At 58.2% G+C, this 24657-nt stretch carries 22 protein-coding genes and 1 pseudogene; 10 read left to right on the top strand and 13 right to left on the bottom strand.

What is annotated here, in order from left to right; translation table 11 throughout:
• Nucleotides 1-159: 159 nt before the first annotated feature.
• Nucleotides 160-1017, top strand: coding sequence for a TauD/TfdA family dioxygenase (locus AABM52_RS22300; RefSeq protein ID WP_347908038.1), 858 nt, complete (start codon nucleotides 160-162; stop codon nucleotides 1015-1017).
• A gap of 91 nt (nucleotides 1018-1108) precedes the next feature.
• On the opposite strand, the gene AABM52_RS22295 is transcribed toward AABM52_RS22300, so the two are convergent.
• Complete coding sequence (locus AABM52_RS22295; RefSeq protein ID WP_223507891.1) at nucleotides 1109-1729, bottom strand: tyrosine-type recombinase/integrase; 621 nt, start codon at nucleotides 1727-1729, stop codon at nucleotides 1109-1111.
• 162 nt (nucleotides 1730-1891) lie between these two features.
• On the opposite strand from AABM52_RS22295, the gene AABM52_RS22290 reads away from it, so the two are divergent.
• The 3 genes from AABM52_RS22290 (at nucleotide 1892) to AABM52_RS22280 (ending at nucleotide 6545) form a co-directional block, all read left to right on the top strand.
• Entirely contained in the window at nucleotides 1892-2923 is a 1032-nt protein-coding gene (locus AABM52_RS22290; protein ID WP_347907140.1) for an IS110 family transposase, read from the top strand.
• 596 nt (nucleotides 2924-3519) lie between these two features.
• A complete protein-coding gene (locus AABM52_RS22285; RefSeq protein ID WP_347908036.1) occupies nucleotides 3520-5634 on the top strand; it encodes a hypothetical protein in 2115 nt (704 codons plus the stop codon).
• The gene (locus tag AABM52_RS22280) at nucleotides 5634-6545 is read left to right on the top strand and encodes a RelA/SpoT domain-containing protein (protein WP_347908034.1); all 912 of its coding nucleotides are present in this window, start codon (nucleotides 5634-5636) and stop codon (nucleotides 6543-6545) included. The genes AABM52_RS22285 and AABM52_RS22280 overlap by 1 nt, the downstream gene beginning before the upstream one ends.
• A 290-nt stretch (nucleotides 6546-6835) precedes the next feature.
• Here the strand turns inward: AABM52_RS22280 and AABM52_RS22275 are convergent, their stop codons facing one another.
• On the bottom strand, nucleotides 6836-7033 hold the full coding sequence (locus AABM52_RS22275; RefSeq protein WP_347908032.1) for a transposase: 198 nt from the start codon (nucleotides 7031-7033) through the stop codon (nucleotides 6836-6838).
• 101 nt (nucleotides 7034-7134) lie between these two features.
• Between AABM52_RS22275 and AABM52_RS22270 the strand changes: the two are divergent.
• Nucleotides 7135-7305: pseudogene (locus AABM52_RS22270) on the top strand (IS3 family transposase); the annotation flags it as partial.
• Between the two features lie 287 nt (nucleotides 7306-7592).
• Here AABM52_RS22270 and AABM52_RS22265 read toward each other — a convergent pair.
• The 3 genes from AABM52_RS22265 to AABM52_RS22255 form a co-directional block, all read right to left on the bottom strand.
• The gene (locus AABM52_RS22265) at nucleotides 7593-8723 is read right to left on the bottom strand and encodes a helix-turn-helix transcriptional regulator (RefSeq protein ID WP_347908030.1); all 1131 of its coding nucleotides are present in this window, start codon (nucleotides 8721-8723) and stop codon (nucleotides 7593-7595) included.
• Between the two features lie 64 nt (nucleotides 8724-8787).
• Nucleotides 8788-10161, bottom strand: a complete 1374-nt coding sequence (locus tag AABM52_RS22260; protein ID WP_347908029.1) for a DUF1329 domain-containing protein — start codon at nucleotides 10159-10161, stop codon at nucleotides 8788-8790.
• Between the two features lie 22 nt (nucleotides 10162-10183).
• The gene (locus AABM52_RS22255; protein ID WP_347908027.1) at nucleotides 10184-11815 is read right to left on the bottom strand and encodes a DUF1302 domain-containing protein; all 1632 of its coding nucleotides are present in this window, start codon (nucleotides 11813-11815) and stop codon (nucleotides 10184-10186) included.
• Between the two features lie 383 nt (nucleotides 11816-12198).
• Here AABM52_RS22255 and AABM52_RS22250 point away from each other — a divergent pair, with 383 nt between their 5' ends.
• Both AABM52_RS22250 and AABM52_RS22245 read left to right on the top strand, forming a co-directional pair.
• Nucleotides 12199-13077: an SDR family NAD(P)-dependent oxidoreductase gene (locus AABM52_RS22250; RefSeq protein WP_347908025.1), complete on the top strand. Its 879-nt coding sequence runs from the start codon at nucleotides 12199-12201 to the stop codon at nucleotides 13075-13077.
• Nucleotides 13078-13161: 84 nt separating this feature from the next.
• Nucleotides 13162-14067, top strand: a complete 906-nt coding sequence (locus AABM52_RS22245) for an NAD(P)-dependent oxidoreductase (RefSeq protein ID WP_347908024.1) — start codon at nucleotides 13162-13164, stop codon at nucleotides 14065-14067.
• A 141-nt stretch (nucleotides 14068-14208) separates the two neighbouring features.
• On the opposite strand, the gene AABM52_RS22240 is transcribed toward AABM52_RS22245, so the two are convergent.
• Genes AABM52_RS22240 through AABM52_RS22225 form a run of 4 tightly spaced genes read right to left on the bottom strand, consistent with a single transcriptional unit; the run spans nucleotide 14209 to nucleotide 16980 of the window.
• Nucleotides 14209-14985: a glucose 1-dehydrogenase gene (locus tag AABM52_RS22240; RefSeq protein WP_347908022.1), complete on the bottom strand. Its 777-nt coding sequence runs from the start codon at nucleotides 14983-14985 to the stop codon at nucleotides 14209-14211.
• 15 nt (nucleotides 14986-15000) lie between these two features.
• Complete coding sequence (locus AABM52_RS22235; protein ID WP_150724771.1) at nucleotides 15001-15756, bottom strand: SDR family NAD(P)-dependent oxidoreductase; 756 nt, start codon at nucleotides 15754-15756, stop codon at nucleotides 15001-15003.
• Nucleotides 15757-15797: 41 nt separating this feature from the next.
• Entirely contained in the window at nucleotides 15798-16559 is a 762-nt protein-coding gene (locus AABM52_RS22230) for an SDR family oxidoreductase (protein ID WP_347908020.1), read from the bottom strand.
• Nucleotides 16546-16980, bottom strand: coding sequence for a nuclear transport factor 2 family protein (locus AABM52_RS22225; RefSeq protein WP_347908018.1), 435 nt, complete (start codon nucleotides 16978-16980; stop codon nucleotides 16546-16548). Before AABM52_RS22225 ends, AABM52_RS22230 begins: the two co-directional genes overlap by 14 nt.
• Before the next feature lie 209 nt (nucleotides 16981-17189).
• On the opposite strand from AABM52_RS22225, the gene AABM52_RS22220 reads away from it, so the two are divergent.
• Complete coding sequence (locus AABM52_RS22220; protein ID WP_347908016.1) at nucleotides 17190-17675, top strand: nuclear transport factor 2 family protein; 486 nt, start codon at nucleotides 17190-17192, stop codon at nucleotides 17673-17675.
• Between the two features lie 69 nt (nucleotides 17676-17744).
• On the opposite strand, the gene AABM52_RS22215 is transcribed toward AABM52_RS22220, so the two are convergent.
• Nucleotides 17745-18446 (bottom strand): EthD domain-containing protein, encoded by a 702-nt coding sequence (locus AABM52_RS22215; protein WP_347908015.1) that lies wholly within the window; start codon nucleotides 18444-18446, stop codon nucleotides 17745-17747.
• Between the two features lie 273 nt (nucleotides 18447-18719).
• Here AABM52_RS22215 and AABM52_RS22210 point away from each other — a divergent pair, with 273 nt between their 5' ends.
• A complete protein-coding gene (locus AABM52_RS22210; protein WP_347908013.1) occupies nucleotides 18720-19511 on the top strand; it encodes an SDR family oxidoreductase in 792 nt (263 codons plus the stop codon).
• An 18-nt stretch (nucleotides 19512-19529) separates the two neighbouring features.
• On the top strand, nucleotides 19530-21011 hold the full coding sequence (locus tag AABM52_RS22205) for an FAD-dependent oxidoreductase (RefSeq protein ID WP_347908012.1): 1482 nt from the start codon (nucleotides 19530-19532) through the stop codon (nucleotides 21009-21011).
• Between the two features lie 58 nt (nucleotides 21012-21069).
• Here AABM52_RS22205 and AABM52_RS22200 read toward each other — a convergent pair whose 3' ends face one another.
• The 3 genes from AABM52_RS22200 to AABM52_RS22190 form a co-directional block, all read right to left on the bottom strand.
• Complete coding sequence (locus AABM52_RS22200; RefSeq protein ID WP_347908011.1) at nucleotides 21070-22311, bottom strand: NADH:flavin oxidoreductase; 1242 nt, start codon at nucleotides 22309-22311, stop codon at nucleotides 21070-21072.
• Nucleotides 22312-22498: 187 nt separating this feature from the next.
• On the bottom strand, nucleotides 22499-23113 hold the full coding sequence (locus tag AABM52_RS22195; RefSeq protein WP_347908009.1) for a TetR/AcrR family transcriptional regulator: 615 nt from the start codon (nucleotides 23111-23113) through the stop codon (nucleotides 22499-22501).
• A 72-nt stretch (nucleotides 23114-23185) separates the two neighbouring features.
• Nucleotides 23186-24613, bottom strand: coding sequence for a cytosine permease (locus AABM52_RS22190; protein ID WP_347908008.1), 1428 nt, complete (start codon nucleotides 24611-24613; stop codon nucleotides 23186-23188).
• Nucleotides 24614-24657: the final 44 nt, after the last annotated feature.

The following is a 24657-nucleotide window of genomic DNA, read 5'->3' as shown; positions in this document are numbered from 1 at the left end:
GGTGCAACGCTCGCACCTCCTATTATGGGCAGCGGCCATGTCCCGCCCCGCTGCACCCACAAAAATTCACCAACAATAACAAGCGCCGCCGTTGGTCCAAGGCAAGATTTCACCTGCCCCGCCCACGGCCCGGCCAAGAAAAATTGAAATGGAGATGCCATGCGAGTCGAACAATTGACCTGTGCCATCGGCGCAGAACTGCTCGATGTGAACTTAGGCGACGCAGTGCGCGATGACGACCTATTCAACGAAGTTTACGCAGCGCTATTGAAATACAAGGTGCTCTTCCTGCGTGATCAGGATCTGGACAAACTCTCACGTTGCGATCACGAAGCATTTGCCCGCCGCCTCGGCCAGCTTGAATCCCACCCGATGCTCCCCAGCCATCCGGAGGCTCCCGGTCTGGTGCAAATCTACAAGACTCCGGAAAATCCGGCGGATCGCTACGAGAATGCCTGGCATTGCGACGCTACTTGGCGGGAATCACCTCCGATGGGTGCCGTACTGCGTTGCATTGAGTGCCCTCCTACCGGGGGCGACACCATGTGGGCCAATATGGTGCTTGCTTACGACAAGCTGCCCATGGATGTGAAGCAGGAAATTGACAGTTTGATCGCCAGCCACAGCTTCAATTCCTCCTTCGCCGCCGCCATGCCAAAGGAAAAGCGCCTGGCGATGAAGGCGCAATACCCAGATGCCGAACATCCGGTGGTACGTATACATCCCGAAACAGGCGAGAAGGTATTATTCGTCAATGCCTACGCTACGCATTTCGTCAATTACCACAGCCAGGGACGTGTCCGCGTCGGTCAGGACTACAACCAAAAAGGTGTTGACCTGCTGAAGTACCTGATCAGCCAGGCCTACAATCCCGAGTACCAGGTCCGTTGGCGCTGGAAGAAAAACAGCGTGGCGATATGGGATAACCGCTGCACCCAGCACTATGCCGTGATGGACTATCCGCCTTGCCATCGCAAGATGGAGCGTGCGGCCATTATCGGCGACAGACCCTACTGATATGTGAAATGGTCCAGAGACTGGAGACGCTTCTGAGCGTCTCCTTTGGGTCGGATAGCGACGGTCTAGCATCGACCGTCACTATGGATGATCAGACCTCCGTTTGTTCTGCCATTTCCAGGGCATCATCGACCTCGATTCCCAGGTATCTGACAGTGCTTTCAAGCTTCGTATGACCAAGCAGGAGTTGGACAGCTCTCAGGTTCTTCGTCCTGCGATAGATCAACGATGCCTTGGTTCTCCGTAGCGTGTGGGTACCGTACATGGTTGGATCAAGGCCAATGGCTGTCACCCACGCTTTGACTATTCGAGCGTATTGCCTGGTGGAAAGATGGTCTGAGGCGTGCAATCGGCTCGGGAACAAGAAGTCCTCGCTGCGGAGACGAGCCCGATGCATCCAAGCCTCCAGAACCGTTCGGGTTTGCTCAGTGATTTCAAATTGCACTGGGTGCTGAGTTTTCTGCTGCATCACTATGGCCCGTGATGACACATGCTCCCCGTGGGCAATGTCTCGGACTCGCAACTTGGTTAAGTCACAGGCACGCAGCTTGCTATCGATGGCCAAGTTGAAGAGCGCCAAATCACGTGTCTTCTCAGCAAGCTGAAGTCTTACTCGAATGGCCCAGATATCTCTGACTCGAAGCGGAGCTTTCTGCCCGACAAGCTTTCCCTTGTTCCAAGGCTGATGGCTGTATCTAGCAATAGTGTTCATGGCTCGTCCTCCACGTTGAGGGGAGGACAAGGGTGGATCAGTCACAACGAGTGGTGGTCGCTATTCGACCCGAAGCAATGGGATGGACTCCTCCTCACTTCGGCATCTTGAGTGCCAGACTGAAGGTGCAAACCACAGTCAACCGTGAGAAGGAGTCCACACATGAAGCTTATGCGCATTGGGGTCGACCTGGCCAAGAACGTGTTTCAGATCCACGGAGTGGATTGTCATGAACAACCAATCTGGCGGCAGTGCCTGCCGCGCGATCGCTGGCTGCAAACGGTGCTGGAGAAAATCGAACCCGGCTGTGAAATCGGTATGGAGAGTTGCGGTGGAGCCCATCATTGGGCGCGACAACTACAGGCACGCGGATTTCGGGTGAGGCTGATCGCGCCTCAGTTCGTCAAACCGTACGTCAAGAGCAACAAGAACGACGCCAACGATGCCGAAGCAATCTGTGAAGCCATGAGCCGCCCCAGCATGCGCTTCGTCGCCATCAAGACGATTGAGCAACAGGATATCCAGGCGACGCATCGCATCCGAGCCGGCTTGATCGAACAGCGGACGGCCAAAGCCAATCAGATCCGTGGGCTGGTTGCCGAGTACGGCCTCGTCGCTCCGAAAGAGTTACTGATGCTACGTCGTGCCATACCGTGCTGGTTGGAAGAGGCGGATAACGGTTTGACCGTACGCTTTCGTCATTTACTGGATGGCTTGTGGGGCGACCTTCGCACACTGGATGAACGCGTGGGCGAACTCGACAGCGAGATCTCGGCAATCGCGGCAAGTGAACCAACGGCCGTCCGCTTGCAGCAGCTACGCGGGGTCGGCCCGATGATAGCCACCGCACTCGTTGCTGCCATTGGTGATGCTCGACAGTTTGCCAATGGCCGGCAGTTAGCCGCCTCGCTAGGCCTGACGCCGAGGCAACACAGCTCCGGCGGTAAAGATCGACTGCTGGGCATCAGCAAACGTGGCGATGCTTATCTGCGAACGCTGATGATCCACGGTGCACGATCGGCACTACGCACGGCCAAATTCAAAGACGACCGGCTCAGCCAATGGGCCGTTCGTTTAGCCGAGCGCTCACATCCCAATGTGGCGGCTATTGCGCTCGCCAACAAAACTGCACGCATGGCTTGGGCGATGCTACGCAACGGCACTGATTACCAACCGGATCGGGCAGCGGCCTGACCCATTTATCCAAGGAGAAGCACCTCTACACCACGATTGCGAAGCAACCCGAACAATGGCAAACCGGTCGAACCGGCGTTGGCAAAACCCTCTAATGACCAGGTGCGTAAAGCACGTAGAAGCAATTGGGAGCCGACGCGCGAATAGCCCATCATGGCCCTGCATCGAATCGATGCTGAAATCAGAGGCCGAATATACGTGTGCAGTCGGCACGGGCGCCAAAGCGAAGGGGGCTTGCAATGAGGAGGAGTCCATATACGGTCATTCGCGAAAGACTGCAATCGGCTGTGCAGACATTCAGCCACCACGCCGTGGCGCGTTACTACCGAAAGCTGCGTTCATCCCAATAGCTGAAAGCTCCCAAAACGAACTCCTCATAAAGCTCAATATCACCGCGCTGAGCTTCTTCAGACGCCCCACCCACTCGCTCGGTGACCCGAATACCCTGCTACCAAACTGTATCCCAGAACGCGTACAAGCTTGATATCATTAAGCCACGAAAGAGGACGATCTCGCTTTTCCTCAGGATCAGCGCCCGTGCGCGTGAGCAATTTTGAATAAAGATGCTTACGCCATGACCTATGCCAAGGATAGATATGATTGATGTAAGCGAACTCAGAAGGTTGTATCGGCAGTACGGTTTTGAAGAAGCTGATAGCTACGAGCCTGGCATCCATGTATTTACCTATAGATCAGGCCACTTCCATAACGCCGACATTATCAAAACAGGACCAAATGGCGACGAAGAAAAGGTCTTCAACGAATTCAAAAAGACGGGCTATGCCTGCAAAGTTCGCTCTTACACGACTACTCAATCCATCGAGCAAACTCTCTTTAGAGGCTTCTTCTCCGCTGAAAACACGCGTAAGAAGCTGAAAAGAGAATACAGCCGCTATACCGATTCCATCGCCAAAACACACTCGGATAACGGTCAGTACGAATATATTAGGTCGCACTACACGATCAATGATGTGGTGGGTACTCGCAGCGTCGTAAACGAAATTTATTCAAGGCTAAAGTCGACTAAACCCGCGCTTTTTTTGATTGAGGCCGCCGCTGGCTTCGGTAAGACGTGCACCGCGCACGAGCTGCTGAATGAAATAATCGAAAACTCCGACGACATGGTTCCGCTGTTCTCTGAACTGGCCAGGAACCGTCAGGCTAAAATTTTCCGTTACGTCTTCTTGGACGAAATTGATCGGAGCTTTCCCCTATTGCGCTCGAGTCTGGTTCGTTCTGAAATTCAGAACGGCAACGTTCCAGTTATTCTCGACGGTTTTGACGAGCTTTTACCGCAGAGTAAAACTGCCGAAGACAACGATGGGTATGAACATACCGAACCCATGCTCGACACCATCAGCGAGCTGCTTACCAAGTCGGCGAAGGTCATTCTAACAACCCGTCGCACTGCGATTTTCGATGGTGATAACTTCCACTCATGGGTGGAAAAGCATGACGAAGACTTCGAGATTTATCGCATCCGTATTAGCGAGCCCACCATTGAGGACTGGGTTCCGCCGGCACGACTAGATGCATTGAAACTCGTCAACTTCCCAATCGATAGGCTGAGCAATCCCGTACTGCTTTCCTATCTTCGGTGCATCTCTAACGCCGAGTTTGATGCGGCAATCGCGAACCCCAACTCGATAGTGGATAAATACTTCTCTTCGATGCTTGAGCGGGAACGTCGCCGCCAAGACCTGCGCGTACTACCTCAAGATCAGTATGCCATTCTTAAGACTATTGCTAACGACATGATGGAGAGGAACTATACCTCCGAGTCGAAAGAATACATTTCAGACGTTATTCTGAAAAATCACGATGAGTTGCTTGATCAGAGTCGTAAGCAGTACCAGCCAGAAGAGCGACCCACGCTCGGGGAGCTTGTGACCAAATTGTCGGGACACGCAATGCTGGATCGGAGTAATGAGAACGGTCAGGGTATTGGCTTCGTGAATGAGTTTGTGCTTGGAAACTTCTGCGCCGAGATAATCATTGATGACACTTCTAATGAGTGGGCTGGATTCGAGCGGTTTATTGAGCCTTCGGTGATTGCGACGATTGCTAGAGTCGACGACACGAAACAAAACCTTTGGCACGCGCTGGAGTTCTCTCTGGAGTTCCTTCCGGTAACGGACAAGGTGCTTTACACGATCATGCTTACTGACAGGTTGGATATTGATCTTTGTGACGGTTCAGTAGAAAACATTGAAATCAAGAGTGTTGATATTGGCAAATCCAATTCGATCAACAACTTCATTTTCATTGGTTGCTGTTTCTCGGACGTGACCTTAGTCGGCAAGAACATGGATAAAGTGTCCTTCATCAACTGCCGTTTTTTCAATTGCGGCTTTGAACATGATGAAGAAGGCGGTGTTATCCACGCGCTCGGCTGCGACTCAGATAACCCAAATCTCCTGCTAGCCCTCCAGCAAAGGGCGGTAGACGACACAACGATAGTAAGGAAATTCCCGGACGCTGAGATCTTCGTTCTCGAAAAATTCTGGCCCAAAGGGAGACCCACTTTCCACAAACATCGGCCCATTAGAATCGTTTGCGCGAACTCTGCACAAATCGGCCAAGACGAAATCCTTGAGGCGATTGCTTCATTACGCCGGCAGCGTTTTATCCGTGATGGTGGAAAAAACAGCGTTCTAGAACTAAACCTCGAACATATTTCGGAAGTCAAAACAATGCTGGGGCGCAGCTAATGTCCGTTTCTCCTGACAAATTGATTGCCAACAATCTCCAGCACTTAATCCAGTCCGAGCTTGATAGGATCGGGTTGCTTTGCCGAGTATTTTCGAGAGCTAAAAGTGTTGAATCCATAGAGAAGAAAATCAATAAATCGGCTGGAAAATACACCCCTACCGGCAAGAAGATCCAAGACGCTTTCGGCGTGAGAGTAGCGCTGTATTTCCCTGACGATCAGGCCGTAGCTATGGATGTTTTAAAAAACTCGTTTAACTACGACGAGCACTCCTCCACCATCGATACGCCCAATGGTTCGGTCTTTACCGCGAACCGTTGCAATCTGATATTTAAGCTTCCCCCTGAGATTTCTGAGAACAGTACGCTCTTGGATTCTTATGACGTACTGGACGATACGTTTGAAGTTCAAATTCGAACGGTACTTTCTGAAGGATGGCACGAGGTCGAGCATGATTTGAGGTACAAGTGTCAAGACGACTGGTCTGGGTATTCAGATTTAGGCCGCGCACTTAATGGTATCTTCGCAACTCTTGAGACCTCCGACTGGGGAATGATGAAGCTATTTGAGACCCTAGCCTATCGTCATTATAAAGCTGGCGAATGGAGTCAAATGGTTCGAACCAAGTTTCGATTGAGGTCTGAAAGTGACCTTAGCAAAGAGGTGGTAGATAAGTTAAAGCTCTATCCTGAAACAGGCAAAAAGATCTTTCGGATCAATCGGGAGATTTTCTTGAGCCGAATAATTAAGAACAAGGTCGAGCTTCCAATCAATGCTGACAACATAATTTATATCGGCAATTACCTATACGCAGGTAACACTGAAATCCTCGATATAACACCACAACGTATTTTGCGCATTCTTGAAAATTCCGGCTTAGAGCAGTTTGGGAGAGCTAGAGCTGAAGCTTGATCCGCAAAATGGACGCGAGGCCATGCCCAAGTGTGACTCGCGATCCTGAGAATGCACCAACCGCTTCGCGGATGATCACGCTGAGAAACGCCAGGTCGGGATACGACTGTTTTTGCCGCAGTCCAGCAACATGAGACCTGGTGAGCAGCTTCGGATATACCTCACTCCAAGCAAGCAACTGCTTGCAGCGGAGAAGGCTGGCCTGTTATTTCAGGTTACTCAGCAAACTTGCACCGGTGGAGCTGCATTAAATGGCAGCTATTGGCCGTTCTCTGCCGGTCAGCCAATCGTTAAGATTCGACTTTCAAAGGGATAAAAGCTGGTAGCGCGACAGCCTGCTGATCACGGTAAAGCGGCAGCCAACGGCGCACGACATTAGCGTTGATACCATGACTCATCGCGATGGCTGCCACGCAAACGACGGGCTGCTCGCACTCATGGACGACTTGGGCCTTGAAGGATGCTGTGTAGGACTTACGTTCACGCATGGCGATCCTGACATTAAAGGTAATTGCGTCCGCATAAAATTACGCGGACACAATCGCTCTTATCGGACGGGCTCGGAGGGTGTGTTCGCCGGCCCCTTACCATCAAAACGATCAAGCGCGACTACATCGCGCATATGCTCAAACCTGGTCGGGAAACAGTGTTGCGCAACTTGGCAATTGCCTTCGAGCGTTAAAACGAGGAGCAGCCGCACAGCGCGCTGAAGTACCGCTCACCACGGGAGTTTAGGCGCTTGGCCGCGGCATCAGTTTAACGGGGAGTTGGTGCCCAGCTTTATAGGGGCGAGTCCACGGAGAACTCCAGCAGCCTTATAGGATAGCCAGAGACTCAAGGCCAGAATCTGAAGGGTATTAGAAAGCACGAGTATCCATACTTTTGACATTGACTGATGGCTGTATGCTGCAATGTCGGGATTGTCACTAGAAGCGCCACATAGCCAAAAGTGGCAATGCACAATAGCGCGGCGATAAATAGTGTTTTTTTTGTTTTCATAATCATCCTTCGCTAAAGGAAACCCGTTTTATCGTGCGTGGCGGCCGCTTAACCGAGGGTGGCGACGCTACGCAGAATCAAGCGCACCAGTAAGGTCTGGCTGGTGACCCCGGTTTTCGAAAAGATAGAACGCAGTTGCGCACGTGCCGTGTTGCGGCTGATGCCGAGTTCCTCCGAGGCTTCATCAATGGTCTGGCCATTGGCTAACTGAAAGGTCAGGTGAGTTTCGGCAGGCGTCAGGTCGAACAGCGACCGGACGATTTCTTCAAGGGCGGTGGATTTCTGCGCAGGGTCGCTGATGAAAATGACCACTGCCGGGCAGTATCTGCCGTCGCTCCATTCGCTTTGCTGCACGCGGCGCACGATCAGGCCAAGGTTGACCCGCCCGGAAGGACGTTGCACGCGCATGGCCTTGACCAGCGAGGGGTTCTTGCCCTTCTGCGAGAGCAAGGCCTGATCGATCAGTTTGTGGAATTCCTGGCAATCGCGCACCGTCCCCACTTGTAGACCGTCGTTGACCAGTTCGATACCGTCCCTTTCCGCCAGCAGGCGTTGGGCGAGTCGATTGCTCTGCAGGACCTTTCCGTCCTGGTCGAGGATGATGGTGCCCACAGCCAGTTTGTCGACGGCGCCAGCATAAAGGTTGCGTTCACTCTCGATGCGGTTGAGGCACATGTGCAGGATGACTGTACGTTCAAGGTGCGGCAGGAACGAGGCAAGAAACTCCTTGTCCTGCTGATTGAATGGCCCGCTGGCGCGATCGCGGGAGATGCGGATCCGGCATTTGGAGCCAAGGCTGGTGTTGATGTCGGCTCCAAGGATATGGAACACATCCACAGGTTCCAGGAACCCCTTGTAAAACTCGGATTCCAGCCAGTCCTTCTCGGAAACGAATTCGGTGCAGATGACGACTTGGCGATTGGGCAGGTCGGTGAAGGGGTCGAGGGTGTAGAAGTACTGATTGTAGGACGCTGACATCGCCGCCGAGGAACCGGCAGTGTTGATACTCAGACCGTCCACGTGCTGGCTCGGCGGTCGCAGGGTGAGGGTGGCGTGCTTGGCCCCCATCGAGCATTTGAGTTGGTCTAGAAAGGTGCTCCAGGGAATACTTTCCAGCGGCCCCTGGTAAAGGCTGCCGAGCATGCCGCTGAATTCTTCAAGGCTGAGGGGATGTAGCATATGGACCTCATGTCGTGTGAGCCTGCTGCCCGACCGCGTGGCGTTCGGGCAGTGGCTCTGATTGTCAGCGCCCAAGTTTGCGTAGGTTGGTAGTGGTGAAATAGTCCGCTTCGAAACTGCTGCTGTTCAGGCGAGCGGGGGGTTGACCATTGAGCAGGCGGTCGGTCAGGTAGGAACCGGCGATCAGGTCATGGAACATCGCGAGGCGCGCCTGGAAGCCCTGCATGTCGTAGGCGTACACCGTGGTCTGCATGTTGCTGCGCCACAGGGCGCCCTTGCCGTCGTAGTTGTCGGCCAGCACGCCGATCCACGAGTCTTCGTCGATATAGAGCCTGCGCTTGCCATAGACGTGCCGTTTGCCGGGCTTGAGGTTGGCTTCCAGAACCCATACACGGTGCAACTCGTAACGCATGTAATCGGGATTGACGTGGCCTTTGGTAGCCAGCAACTGGTCGAGCTTCATGCCGGGATCGTCGAGCTTGTTGTTGTTATAGGGGATATACATCTCCTGTTTGCCGAGCAACTTCCACTCGTACCGATCCGGCGCGCCGTTGAACAGGCGGTCTTCATCCATCACGCGAAAGCCACCGGCACCGAAGGGGGTGTCGTAGGCCACGGTGGGGGCTCGACGTACCCGACGCATGCCAGGAACGTATTGCCAGGCCTGGGATGGAGAGGCCATGGGGTCGGTGAACGTGTGGGCAAGGATGATCTCGCCCTTTTTACGCGCAGGTTCCAGGGTGGACACCATGGCGTAGGCCTGTACGCCGCCGGAGCTACCGACGCTTTCCTTGGGGTCGTCCCAGACCGAGTAGATCTTGTAGTCCATGGACTCGAGCGAGCGCTCACCGTTGGACAGGGTAAGGGCCATGGTGTAGACGGCGTCCTCCTTCCAGGCCCGGGCAGGCAGGTTGAGGTTCCACATCAGCTCGTAGCCATTTTTCGGGATGGGGAAGGGAGAGGCGCCAATGGCATTGGTCACGCCGTTGCCATCGCTGATCAGTTCGGCATCGACAGCATTCTTCGCAATGTTGCTCTCGACCCTTTCCGAGTAGCGGAAATCGCGATGGCTGGGGTAGATCGGCATCTTGAACGTCTGCGGGTAGTGCCGGAACAGGGCTTTCTGGCCGTCGGAAAGCTTGCCTTCGTATTGCGCCATGTTCTGTGCCGTGATGGTGAACAGCGGTTTCTCATCGGCGTAGGGATTCGGGTACTGGCTGCCGCTGCCGGCGTAGTTCAGGTTGGGCGGTGCACCGCGCCATTTGCCGCTCCAGGCGGGAATGCTGCCATCGGCATTGCCGGCTTTTTCCGCGCCCATGGGGGTGAGTTCGCGGCCCAGACGGGCGGCCTCTTCAGGGCTTGATTTGGCCAGTGCGACGCTGCTGAAACTGCTGGCAAGCAACACGCTGAGCAATAGGGTCTTGTGCTGAATATGCATGTGGATTCTCCGGCGCACTGAGTTAGAAGCTGTACTTGGCGCTGATGGCGAGGTTGTCGCGATCGGCCAGCGGGGTGTCCTTGGCGTCGCCAAGGAAGGCGTTGTAACGAGTATCGAGGGTCAGGTTGTTGAGGTAGCTCCAGCTGACGCCGACACCCAGGCGATTGTCTCCCTCACCCATGCCGAAACTGCCGAGCAGCGAGGAGTCGCCGTTGACCGCCTGGCTGAACACAAGGGGAATGCTCATATCCCAGCCATTGATGAGGTTCAGGTAGGAAAAGGTGGCGCCGACGGTGTAGCCCCAAGACGATGTGTCGTTGAACAGCGTGTCGGTGTTCGGCGTGGTGAGGGAGGCGAACCCGCCCGTGCCATCGGCGACGAACACATTGAAACTTGGCGCCTTGTCGTTCTGCAGGACGCGGTTGTAGCCCACTTCACCGGTGAGGTTGACCGTGTCGGCCACCCAGGTGTTGCTCAGCATGTGGACGAAGGACACCTGGGTCTGCAGGGTCTCGCCTCGTACCGAGTAAGGCACTAGGCCGGTATCCACCATCACGGGCGCACCGTCGCGGTAGCTGATCTCGCCACTGACGTTGGTTTCGCCAAGTACGGTGGAGAAGCTGGCGCCAAACAGGTCGACTTCATCGAAGTAATGCACCAGGTAAGCGGCTTCGTTCCAGTGGCTGAGGAAATCCAGCTGGGGTGCCTTGTCATGGAAGCGCGAGTAGTACAAACCGAATTCGGTATTGTTCAGTGCTTCGGCCATATAGGTCATGGCCACGCCGTACTGCCCTTTGTCGCTGGGCTTGTCGTCCTTCAGGCGGTGGGTCAGGCCGAAGGCATCGGTGAAGCCGCCCTCGTCGATCTGGTCGGTGACCGAGAAAAAGCTGCCGACGCCGTCGATCTCGGTCTTGCGCCATTCGTACTGGTAGTAAGCCTGCAGACCTATGTTATCGGTCACGCTGATCTGGCCGAACAGCTGGCCCACCGGCAGGAAGATCTCCTTGACCTCGACCCCGGGGGTATTGGCCTTGGTGGCGTCGGCCGGGCTTTGCGCGCCGGAGATGCCGTTGGCGATGTACAGGCTTTCACCCCAACTGACCACCTGGTCGCCCAGGCGCAGGTTGAGGTCGTGCCCGCCCAGGTTCCAGCTGCCGTATACATAGGAGTCGAGCAGACGTACATCACGTCCGTGCTGGTCGATGGTCTCCTGGGAAAAGTGCTTGGGACTTGAGCATTCGCCGCCAACGAAGCAGTTCGAGGTGCCGGTGTCGTTGTCGTTGTCGCGGTTGTAGACGTCGTCGTAGAAGCCGCTGGCGCGCATGAACAGGCCGTAATCCTGTTGCCAGTTGAGGTTTATCTCGGTGAGGAAGCTGGATCGATTGCTGATCAGGCTACCGCGGTCGAAGGCATTGTTGCCGTCGTCGATGTTGGCGATCAAAGGGTTGGGGAAACCATCGGACAACTGCTTGTCGCGGGACTCGGTGCGCCAGGCCAGGCCATAGGTGAGGTTGGTGTTCCACTGGACCTTCAAGTCTTCGCTGGGCTGGTAGCTCAAGGCATGGGCTTGACCAGCCAGCCCACCGGCCAACATGGCCAGAGACAAGCGAGCGGCGGAACGCAGGGGTTGCTGGGCGATTATTGTTTTTATCATGTCGTCCTCTTACCTGAGCCAGGTATTACCCGGTCGGTATGTGTCGGGGTGTGAACGCTGCGACATGACTATGGAGTCGACGCTTGTACGTCCTCATCGTCCTACCGGACTAGGTGTAGAAAGACCGCCTTCTGCATGCCCGCACCGTCTGATGCGGCTGTGCGCCCTTTGGATTCGAGGTAGTCCCCCAGGACGATGCCGCCCCGGTAGCGCCGGCAAACAATCGCCGAAACGACAAGCCAACGAGGGTAGCGGGATGATGGACTTCACAGGCAAAACAGTACTGGTCACTGGCGGTGGAGCAGGCCTGCGGTAACGGTCTCAATTTCTGACCCCGCACTGACGGGCTGCGCATCACCACCAAAAATAATAAGGAAGCACAGATGAAATCGGATAATTCCAGGATCGCGGTTGTCACTGGCGCCAGCCGCGGCGTTGGCAAGGGCATTGCCATCGCCCTCGGTGCGGCGGGCATGACCGTCTACCTCAGTGCCCGCTCAGCCACCGCCAGCACCAGCCAGCTGCGCGGTCAGCCGCTGCCTGGTAGTTTGGCGGAAACCGCCGAGGCAGTGACTCGCGCTGGAGGCAAGGGCATCGCTGTGTCCTGTGACCACTGCGACGATGAACAGGTACGCGAACTCTTCGCCCGCGTCGAACGCGAGCAGGGGCGTCTCGACCTTCTGGTAAACAACGCCGCCTTGCTCCACGAGAACCTGATAGATCCAGGGCCGTTCTGGGACAAACCCCTGGAGTTGATGGACATCCTCGACGTCGGTCTGCGCTCGGCCTATGTCGCCAGCTACCATGCCGCGCCCCTGCTGGTGCGTAACGGACATGGCCTGATTGCGTTTGTGTCCTCCTTCGGCGCCGGCTGCTACATGCACGGTCCTGCCTATGGTGCACAGAAGGCCGGCTGCGACAAGCTGGCCGCGGATATGGCGGTGGACTTCGAGGGCACCGGCGTTGCCGCGATATCTCTCTGGCTCGGCCCGCAGCGTACCGAACGCACGGCTATTGCCGGAGCGGAGCGCACCGACCAATACGATGCCTTCATGGCCATGGCAGAAACTCCGGAATTCAACGGTCGAGTGATCCGCTCGCTGCTCGATGCCCCGGAACTGGCCAGCCTCTCCGGGCAGACCCTGATCAGCGCCGAGCTGGCCCTGGGCTATGGCATCAGCGATGAGGCCGGACGTCAGCCACCGTCCTATCGCGAGATGCTCGGTGCTCCTCGGCGACAGCACCCCGCACGCGTTATCTGAGCTGTGCGCGCCCGGCGTTGCCCTGGCGCTTCCCCCCCCAAAAAAAACGGCCCGACTTCGGGCTCAAGCAGGAGCGAATATTCGATGAAGATTCTCGTAATTGGCGGGACCGGCCTGATCGGTGGTCATGCTGCCCTCTATCTCAAGGACCAGGGTAACGACGTGACTATCGCCGGCCGTAAACCGGCGGCCGCAAGCAGCGCCCTCGCCGAGTTGAAACAACTGCAGTGCGACTACATCGCGGGTACCCTCAGCCGGGACGAGCTGGCCAGCTTCGATGCCCTGGTGTTCGCTGCCGGCAGCGACATCCGCCACGTTCCGCAGGAGGGTGATATCGATGCTCACTGGCAACGCGCGAATGTCGAGGCCATCCCGCGCTTTTTCGAGCTGGCTCGTAGCGCCGGGATCAAGCAGGCGGTGCTGGTGGGCAGCTTTTATCCTCAAGTGGCACCGGAGTTGATCGACAGCATCCCGTACGTGCGCTCGCGTCATCTATCGGATGAAGGTGCAAGAGCACTGTCCGGGCCGGACTTCAGAGTCTGCAGCGTCAACGCGCCCTTCGTTGTAGGGATGGTGCCGGGACTCAAGGTGGATATGTTCGAGGCCTACACCCGTTATGCTGAAGGCAAGTTCGCGCCAATGCCGTTCTACGGTCCGGCGGGTGGCAGCAACTTCATCTCTACTCGCTCGCTATCCCAGGCAATCTGGGGTGCACTGCAGCGCGGCGAGTCGGGCAAGGCATACCTTGTGGGGGACGAGAATCTCAGTTACGCCCAATACTTCCAGACCTTCCTGCGCGCTGTCGGCAACGACGCCGAGATGCCATCTCTGGACCAGGAGCACCCGCTGCTACCGGACATGGCACTCTATACCGGGCGTGGCAACACCGTCAGCTACCAGCCCGACGCGCAGGACGCTGAATTGCTCGGTTACGTGCGCCAGGATATCCAGCGCGCGGTGAGCGAAGTGGTGAGTCAGTACCGCGGCTAGAAACAACCGACACCGGCCTTGTCCTGCATGGCCGGTGTCGGCAGGCGAGTCACACTATTAAAAGTACCCCCCGCTTGAAAGGCGGGGGGGCGTCTGAGGTCAGCACGACGTGCGGGTCTTTTTTTATTGGTGCCCCATGATTCAGATGGGCGAACCCGGCAAGCCTTCGTAGTAGATACCAGCCGCCGCGCCGCCATCCACCGACAGTTCGCTGCCATTGCAGTAGCTGGCGTCGTCGCTGGCGAGGAACAGCGTGGCGCGGGCAATTTCCTCCGGGGCGCCGATGCGCTGCAGCGGTACCTGACGGTATTGGTTGTTGAGCGAGTCGCGCGGGGCGCCGGTGGGGTTGGACATTTGCGTATCGACCCCGCCCGGATGCACCGAATTGACCCGCACGCCATGCGGGCCCAGCTCCAGCGCCGCAACCTTGGTCAGCCCGCGAACGCCCCACTTGCTGGAGACGTAGGCGGCCAGGGCGTTGACTCCGCGCAAGCCGTCCACCGAGGAGATGTTGACGATCGAGCCGGCGCGCTGCTCACGCATGATCGGCGCCACGGTATGGATGCCAAGGAAGGTACCGGTCAGATTGATCGATAGCGCCCGCTCGAAGTCGGCCTTGGACAGTTGCTCCAGGGAGCCGAAGACCAGCACGGCGGCGTTGTTCACCAGTACATCGATGCGTCCGAGGCGTTCTACCGTCTCGTTCACCAGTTGCTGCCAACTCCCCTCGTCGCTGACATCCAGGCGGCGAAAGCTGGCGGCGTCGCCCAGTTCACTGGCCAGGGCCTGGCCCTCGGCTTCCAGCAGGTCGGCGATGACCACCTGCGCGCCGTGCTCGACGAACAGTCGACAGGTCTGTGCGCCCATGCCGCGGGCTCCGCCGGTGATAATGGCGACTTTGTTTGCTAAACGTTGCATACGGTTTCTCCTCGATTAACCCCAGTAAGCCTGGCCGCCATCCAGCGGGATGGTCGCGCCAGTCAGGTAACGTGCGTTGTCGCTGACCAGGAAGGCGACGGTGCGACCGATGTCGGTCTCGCAATCGCCGACCCGGCGCAACGGGATGCTGCTGAAGAAGGCCTGGGCCTCTTGCGGGTTGTTTTCGACCCAACCGCGCAGGCCCGGTGATAGCGCATGCGGCGCAATGACGTTGACACGGATGCCATCCACACCCCATTCGCAAGCGGCGCCACGGCTCAGGGCGCGGATTGCTTCCTTGGTCGCGGCATAATGGCCGTAGCCCGATGCGTCCCAGCGTACCGCCGCCGAGGAGGCCAGGTTGATCACCGCGCCGTCGCCCTTGAGGTAGGGGTAGCAGGCCCGCATCAGGCGCAGGGTGGCCATGGGGCCCGAGTCGATGCCCTGCATGAAGGCTTCGTCGCTGACCTCGAGGATGCTGCCTAACGGCACGATATGGGCATTGTTGACCAGGATGTTCAGTCCGCCGAAGGCTTCTACTACCTGGGCGACGCAGCGATCGATGTCGGCCTGGCTCATCACGTCGCATTCCACGACCAGCGCGGTGCCGCCACGGCGACGGATTTCTGCACAGGTTTGCTCCAGGGTGGCGCGCGTGCGGCCTGCCACTGCGACCGTTGCACCTTCATCCGCGAGGGCATAGGCAATACCCTGGCCGACCCCTTGGCCACCACCGGTGATCAGGGCTACTTTGCCTTTGAGCATGTTCATGTGTGGTACCTCTGTCAGAGACTTTTTTTGTTGGTGGAACATCAAGCGATACCGGAAATCAGCTGCGCGTTGTCGATGCGCAGTTCGGCGCCATTGATGAAGCGCGATTCATCCGAGGCGAGGAACAGCACCAGGTCGGCCACGTCCTCGGGCATGCACATGCGCGCCATGGGGTTGTCGCCGATGCCCAGGGCTACCGGGTCGAGGTCGGGGACCATGGCCTGGGTCATCGGGGTCCAGATGCCGTCCGGGTGCACCGAATTGCAGCGGATGCGGTAGCCCTGCTGCTTGCAATGGACGGCCACGCTGCGGGTCAGCGCGGTCACCGCGCCCTTGGAACTGCTGTAAGCGCACATCGGCGCCAGGCCGGCGAGGGCCGCGACCGAAGACATCATGATGATCGAGCCGCCCGCGGCATTATTTTTCATCGCCTCGACAGCGTACTTGCAGCCGAGAAAATAGCCGTCAGCGTTGACCCGCATGACGTTGCGCCACTGTTCCAGGCTGGCTTGCTCGATAGTCCCCAGCGGGCAGATCGCCGCATTGTTGACCAGCACGTCCAGGCGTCCGAAGTGGGCCAGGGTCTTGGCGATCGCTCGTTGCCAGTGTGTTTCGTCGGCCACATCCAGTTCGATGAACAGGGCATGTGCACCGATCTCATCGGCCACGGCCTGGCCGGCCTGGCAGTTGACGTCGGCAACCACCACGCGGGCGCCTTCGGCGGCCAGCAGCAGGGCATCGGCCTTGCCAACGCCACTGGCGCCGCCGGTGATAAGCACGACCTTGTTTTCAACGCGTTTCATGTGGGGCTCCTCGCAGGGGCAGGTCCTGGCTCCAGTCGAGCAACAGCTCGCGGCACGTGAAGTGCCAGATGCCGTCCATGCAGGCGAAACGGTCGCGGTAGCGAATGCCCCAGTCGAGCTTGCGCTCGATCCCCTCGGTCTCATAGAGATGGTTGGCCACGCAGTAGGTTTCCGCGCTGGCTTGCAAGTCATCCACTTCAGCCAGGTGGTTATGGATGTGATGCTGGGTCTTGCTGTAGTGGCCCAGGCCGTTCATGCCTTCGACGATGGCGGTGACGCCATCGAAGCTGAACCCCGGCCCCTTGAGCGTTGCCTCGGGGGTGAACAGGCGGGACAGCGCCGCCCAGTTGCGTTGGTCGACTGCCTGGGCATAACGACAGATGAGTTCGTAGAGCGCTTGCTGGTGCGATGCCTTGGACATTCTCGAGCCTACTTGTCTGCCCTGCGATGGTGCAGGTGCGGTCAAGCTCGCATTCCGGAGGAGGGGGGGCATCGTCCGAGGAGACTACCGCAGGGGGCAGGGCGGTATCGTTCAAACAGGCTTCGGGCAGGCCGTAGTCTGGCCGGACGATGAGTGTCGCCCACCCCCTGCCTATCCTGCGCGAAGACCCACCCACAGGAGCACAACCGATGGCCATCACGATGGACACCTACCTCGAAATCGAGCAGATCAGACAGCTCAAGTACCGCTACTTTCGCGCGCTCGACAGCCACGACTGGACCTTGTTCGAAACCTGCCTGGCCGAAGATGTGAAAACCGCCCTGGACAGTGGCAAGTACAGCTTCGATGGCTGCGCTGCATTCGTAGAGGGGCTCAAGGCAATAATGGACAGGCCCGGCCTGCTGTCCAAGCACCAGGGCCATCATCCGGAGATCGAAATGCTGGCGCCCGACAGGGCCAGGGGCATCTGGTACCTGGAAGATCATGTCATTGATCTGGACGGGGGCTGGATGCTGCACGGTACGGCTTTTTATCAGGATGAATACGTCAAGCGCGACGGGGTCTGGCAGATCCTTGCAACAGGGTACCGCCGCGTATTCGAGACCCTGACTTCACCGCTGCCCGAACAGTTCAAGCTGACTGCCAGCTTGTTCGATGCGGCCTGCCACGCGTAGACAAACCAATGAAAAAGCCCGGCGCAGTGCGTCGGGCGTTATGGCGGTTACCGAGAAATGCAGATCGGCCTACAGGCAGTACTGACTGGTAGGCAGCACATCGATCTTGTCGAAATCGATAAAGCGATTGCAGCTGTCGATCATCGCGGCCAGGTTGCGCTGGAATTTCGCTTCGTCGCCAACCGCATCGAAAAAGGCCTGGGGATCGGTCATGGCCGCTGGTGGGAAACACTCTTCGACAATAGCGTCGATCCGCGGAGCGCCGTGGGTCAATGCCAATACCACCAGGTTCTGCACGTATTGGAAGTTGTCCTGGGTGTCGATGGCCACCGGGGTGTGGTGATTGCGCCAGATGTCCAGCCAGGCTTCCGGTGTCAGGCGCGGCGGGCGGGTCAGCAGGGCCACCTGGGCGAAACCGTGGGTACGCTCGCCGGGTGTGGCGGGGAAGCGGGTGTTGCGGATCGCGACCGACTCGCAGACCAGATAGGCGGCCATGCGTGCCGTCGCGGCAACGATCAGGTTGTCAAACGGGCGACGCGAGGGGCCGTTGGCGCTGTCCAGCCACAGCGATAGGCTGGCGTCGGGCAACGGCCGGTTGTTCTCTTGGCGCAGGCCGGCTGCAGGTTCGACATCGGCGTCGGCCAGGTTCAATTGCAGACCCTGGGCACCCAAGGCTTGCAGCTGTTCGGCGACCTCGCTGCGTAGGCGTCGGACGAAGGTTTCGCGGCTGGTCTGCGTATCACGCCAGAGCAGGTAGATGACTTTTTCCATAGCGATAAAAAACCTCGTTTCAGTGAGTGGGTATCTTGGCCTGTGTCGACCTCCAGATGAGGCCTGCAAGCCATGGTCAGTCACGGGAAAGACCGTGGAATCCCTCAAACAGACTATTCGGGATCTGTCGTTCGCCCGCAGCCCAAGTCGTTCCCGGCGACTGCACGCACCAGGCGCAGTCACTTAGTCCAGTCGGACGAAGAATGTGGCCGCCGCTCACTTATACGGTGACCTTTCAAATCCATACGAATAACAATAACTGGAGACGTTGAAATGTTGCTACGAAACAAAGTCGTCGTGGTGTCCGGTATCGGTCCCGGCCTGGGTGTCAAGCTTGCCATCGAAGCCGCACGCGAGGGCGCGCATGCGGTGATTCTCGCCGCACGCACAGCCGCAAAACTGGACGATGCAGAGGCGCGGATTCGCGATCTGGGCACGCAATGCGAGGTACTCAAGGTAGTGACCGACATTAATGACAGGGCGCAATGCCAGCGCCTGGCAGACCAAACGATCGAGCGGTTCGGCCGGATCGATGCATTGGTGAACAGTGCCTACGTGCATGGCAATTTCCCTGAAGCTATCGAGCAGGCTGATCTCGATAGCTGGCGCTCGGTCTTCGACACCAATGTCATCGGCACCATGACGCTGACGCAGGAAATCCTGCCGCACATGAAAAAGCAGGGTAACGGCGCAATCGTCATGATCAACACCCAGGCCACGCGCAAACCGTTTCCAGGCGAATCGGGCTACGCGGCGTCCAAGGGCGCTCTGGCAGTGGCGGTCAAGTATCTGGCCAGGGAACTGGGATCTCATGGTGTGCGGGCCAACAATGTCCATATGGGCTGGATGTGGGGCGCGCCGGTACAGGGTTATGTCCAGCAGACAGCGGCCGAATACCGGGTGCCGGAGGCCGATATCATTGCACCAATCGCCGCCAATATCGCACTCGGGCGCATACCGACCGACGATGAATGTGCCAGAGCCGCACTCTTTCTGGTATCCGATTACGCCAGCGCGATTACCGGCGCAACACTCGACGTCAATGGCGGCGACTTCTTAGCGTGACATCACGGGACGCCAATTATGTCATTTAATTTTTCTTCTTCACGGCCCTGCCAGACCCACCAGGTTCCCAACTGGGACCTCGAGACAGATGTGATTGTCGTCGGTTTTGGCGCCGCAGGCGCTTGTGCCGCCATTGAAGCCGCCGGCGCGGGCGCGGCCGTGACGCTTCTGGAAGCCGCCTCCGGCCACGGCGGCACGAGCGCTCTGTCGGGGGGCGAAATCTATCTGGGTGGCAGCGGTGGCACGCCCGCTCAGCGGCAAGCCGGCTTCAGCGACGACACCGAAGACCTTTTCCGTTATTTGATGATGGCAGGCGGCGCCGACGCCGACGAGTCGAAGGTACGCCTGTATGCGGAGAATAGTCTTGGCCACTATGAGTGGCTGGTCGCGCAAGGGGTCAAGTACAAGAACACGTTTTTGCCGGAAAAAATGCTCGAGCCAGTGACAGACGACTGCCTGATCTGGTCCGGCAGTGAAGAGGCATGGCCGTTCGTGGAGCACGCCAAACCGTGCCCGCGCGGACACACGCCGCAGTGGACCGGCTGGGGCGGCGGGCGCATGTTGATGGACACACTGGCCGCGCGCGTCGAAACGCTTGGCGTGGAGATTCGCTACGACAGCCGGGTGCTCGCCCTGATTGCCGATGAGGCCAATCATGTCCATGGTGTGGTGGTTCGGATCGCTGGCCAGATCTGTTTTGCCCGGGCCCGCAACGGCGTCATCCTGTGTGCCGGCGGCTTCGTGATGAATCGCGATATGGTCAAACGCCATGTGCCGCATTTGCTGCGCTCCGACAATCCCATCGGAACCCCTGGCGACAATGGCACGGGCATCCTCCTGGGGATGAGCGTGGGGGGCGCGGCGATCCACATGGGCGAGGCCTTCCTGAGCCTGCCGTTTTATGCACCCGAATCGCTGATCAATGGGATTTTCATCAATGAGCGTGGCCAGCGATTCATCAATGAGGATTGCTATCACGGCCGCGTCGGTTATCACATCATGCAGCAGATGGGCGACCGCATTTACCTGCTGGTCGATAACGCCACGTTCCAGCCGCCCGCGGACTTCACACGCATCCAGATTGCCGCGGCAGGCGAAACCTGGGAGGAGGTGGAAGGGGACCTTGGGCTCCCCGAGGGCACCTTGGTATCCACAGTAGCGCTGTACAACCGCCATGCCGCCGATGGCAGCGACCCGTTGTTCCACAAAGCCGCGAAATGGCTCAAGCCACTCAACGAGCCGCCGTTCGTTGCGCTGGATTGCCGAGTCGATTATGCGCTTTACCCACACTTTACCCTGGGAGGGCTGGATACCCTGCCGACTGGCGAAGTCCTCACGGAAAAGCGTGAGCCGATTGGCGGCCTGTATGCGGCAGGGCGTACTGCGTGCGGATTGCCCCGTTGGGGTGGCGGCTATAGTTCCGGCATGTCCCTGGCGGATGCGACCTTCTTCGGTCGCCAGGCCGGGTTGCATGCCGCCAAAGCGCGACAGCAAGGCTAACGGGCCGCCACTGCGCTCCCAACGCAGTGGCGGCGAACCGCAGCAACATCCACCGGAATCAGGACGCGGCGCCCTGGCTGTTGAGCTGCGGGTCACCGGGTTGTCCCAGCACGCAGGAGGTGCCGCCCGGGGTGTACATCATCGCCACGCAGCGATTGCAGGCGGTGCAGATTGAGTCGCGACTGATACCCGACTGTAGCTTGTTGACATAGTCGCGCTCGGCGATCAGCACGCGCCCCATGGCCACGGCGTCGAAGCCCTCGGCCATCAGCTGCTCGATTCCGGCCAGGCTCTTGGCCCCGCCCAGGTAGGCCAGCGGCATCTTCACTGCCGCCCGGATCTTGCGGGCATGCTCGAGCAGGTACAGCTCGCGGAACTCGACCTTGGGTTCGATCAGGCTCTGGATGAACATGCCGGCGGCGATGATCGGGTTGCGGACGGTGACGCGGTTTTCCTTGGGAAAGGTGGAACCGAACATGGTGGTCGTCGACTCGACGTTCATTCCCGCGCTCAACACCAGCAGGTGCGCGCCCTCACGTTCGAGGATACGGGCGATGGCGGCGCCGTCCTCGGCGGTATTGCCGGCCCGCACGCCCTCGGTGATGCTGAACTTGCACACCACCGCCAGGTCCTTGCCCACCGCATCGAGCACCTTGCGCAGCACCAGGCCGGGGAAGCGCAGGCGATTGTCCAGGCTGCCGCCATACGGGTCGCGGCGCTTGTTGTACAACGGCGAAATGAACTGGCTGAGCAAATAGCCGTGGCCCATGTGCAGTTCAACCGCATCGAAGCCGGCCTCGCGAGCCAGCCGCGCGCCGCGCACGAACTCGTCGGCGACCCGCAGCATGTCGACCTCGGTCATCGCCTGCTTGCGGAACATGCCGCTGAGCATGCCAACCTTGTTGAAGCCGCCGCTGGAGGATAGCGGGCGCGCTGTCTGCCGCGGCGGCAAAAAGGTGAAGCAGCCGCCGTGGGTGATCTGTGCCGAGGCCGCGGCGCCATGACGATGCACGGCGTCGGTGATCACGCGCAGGTGCGAAAGGTTATCCCGGTTGAGGACGATCTGGTTCGGCAGCGTACAGCCATCCGGGCTGACGGCACAGTAGGCCAGCGTGGTCATGCCCACGCCACCGGCAGCGATGTCGCCATGGAACCTGGCCATCTGTTTGCTTGGTACGCCATTGGGGGACATGCCCTCGTTGGTGGCGGACTTGATGAAACGGTTGCGCAGTGTTAGCGGACCAATGGTCAGCGGACTGAAGGGGGGCGGCGCAATGGCCTGAACGTTGTTGTTCTGCATGGCTAACCCTTTGTTGTTCTAATTGTCAGTGCAGCGTTCCCTACCCGGGAACTGGCGGGATTGTTCTCCCTCCTTCCCGGCAGCAACATCGTCCGACAGGACTAGGGGTGAGCGCGAAAGCGGGGCATTGGCGTCAAGCGGGCATGCAGTTCGTCATGAGGCGTATGTCGTAACGGGTGCATAGTGCTTATGCCTTGAGCGCTGGGTCTCTGCTGCAGGCAATGATGCCCAGGGCAAAGTGGGTGAAGGCATCCGTGAGTTGTTGTTCCGGGACGTCAATGCTTTGCCAGAGGGACTGTCCGTAAAGCATGCCGATGACGGCCTCTGTGATCAGGCCTGTGCGGTCACCGATGCAGCCAGTTTCGCCACACTCAGCGGAAACGATGGCCTTCAGCAGATTGGCGTAGCTGTTCTTCAGCTGATTGATCTCCTGTTGTTGCTCATCGCTGAGGTTGACGAACTCTCGTGTCACCAGCATTAGCCGATGTTTCTCGGCCATGTTGAACACCACAAATGCGTGCACAAAGCGCTGGAGACGGTCGCGGTGCGTCCGGGCTCCCCGCATACGGCGCTTGGTACCGGCCAACAGGTCGGAGACCGCGCCTTCGATCAGTTCGAACAATAGGCTTTGTTTGTTCTCGATATGGTTGTACAGCGAGCCGGCATGCAGCCCCAACTGGCCAGCCAGGTCACGCAGGCCGATGGCCTGATAGCCGCGCGTTGCAAAGAGTACCAGTGCAACATCGAGCAGGCGGTCGCGGGCACTCGGGGCAGGGTGCTTCGGTGTGATTGCGGCAAGCATAGGAGGTCAAAAACTCTGCGTTGAGAGAGGTGCAGTGGCGGTCCTGTTGGACCGCCCTGAGTGGATGTGTGATCAGGCTGGATTGGCTTCTTCCGGAAGAATCAGCTGCGCGGGAATCCGTAGCGTCGAGTTACGGGCCACCCAGTAGTAAACGAGGGCCGGTACGGTCAGGCCGATCAACCACGAAATGTCCGTCCCGCCCAAGGTTTCAACCAAGGGGCCGGTGTAGAAACTGGTGGCAATGAAGGGCATCTGAATCAATACGCCGAGGGCGTAGACCGCTATGCCGGCGACATTCCAGCGTCCGTATCGACCCTCCGGATCAGAGAGGGCGGGGATGTCATAGCGCTCCTTGGTGACCAGATAAAAGTCAACCAGGTTGATGGCGCTCCAGGGCGTGAAAAAGGCCAGCAGGAACAGGATGAACGCTGAGAAGTCATGAAGGAAAGAATGCCTCCCCAGCAGAGCCAGTGCAGTGGCGAATCCGACCATGACCAGGATGTAGATCAACCGCACGGTTCTGGAAATTTCCTGGTTGCCTCTGAAACCGCTGATGATCGTAGCCAGAGACATGAAACTACCGTAGGCGTTGAGCGTGGTAATGGTCACTTTGCCGAACACGATACTGAAAAACAGCAGTGACGCGACGACGCCGCTGGCCCCCATGCCGACGATGTAGGACACCTCGTGGCCGGCAAACTGGTCACCCGCCAGGGCGGCGACGAATACACCGAAGACCATGGAGATTTGAGTGCCGATCACTGAACCCAGGCCCACAGCCAAAAAGGTTTTCCAGGCTGATGTTTTTCTCGGCAGGTAGCGCGAATAGTCTGCGACATAGGGGCCGAATGCGATCTGCCAAGAAGCCGAGAGTGATATCGCCAAAAGAAAACTGGCCATTGAAAAGTGTCGATTTCCAAGCAGCTCGCTGATGTCATGAGCTGACAGCAAGCGGTAGAACAAGTAGAAGAAAGACACCACGCCAATCAGGCTCGACAGGCGTCCGATCAAATGGATAGTCCGATAGCCGAGCGCTGTGAGCACAACGATCATCGCCGCGAAAATCAGGATGCCAGCGGCGTCACTGACGTTGACCAGTTGACTGATGGCCTGGCCCGCAAGTACCGAGCCACTGGCAGAAAAGCCCACGTACATCAGGCAGACCAGGACAATAGGAATAACGGCGCCGTAGACGCCGAATTGCACGCGACTGGAGATCATTTGCGGCAGGCCTAACTGGGGGCCTTGAGCCGCATGCAGCGCCATGATCGCGCCACCCAGCAGTTGCCCTATCAACAAGCCAATCAGCGACCAGAACACATCGCCGCCCAATACGACAGCCAGCGCGCCAGTGACGATCGCAGTGACTTGAAGGTTGGCGCCGAACCACAGGGTGAATTGACTGAGCAGCCGGCCATGGCGCTCGGACTCAGGTATGTAATCGATGGATCGCCGTTCTATATACGTCTTGCGCTGCGCACTTTCTTTGGTGGCGGACATGGCAGTTCCTCTCGGGTGTCGTACCGTACGACAGCCTTCTCGTG

The organism is Pseudomonas grandcourensis (assembly GCF_039909015.1).
Classification (GTDB): Bacteria; Pseudomonadota; Gammaproteobacteria; order Pseudomonadales; family Pseudomonadaceae; genus Aquipseudomonas; species Aquipseudomonas grandcourensis.
This window is presented reverse-complemented; position numbering and strand designations above follow the sequence as displayed.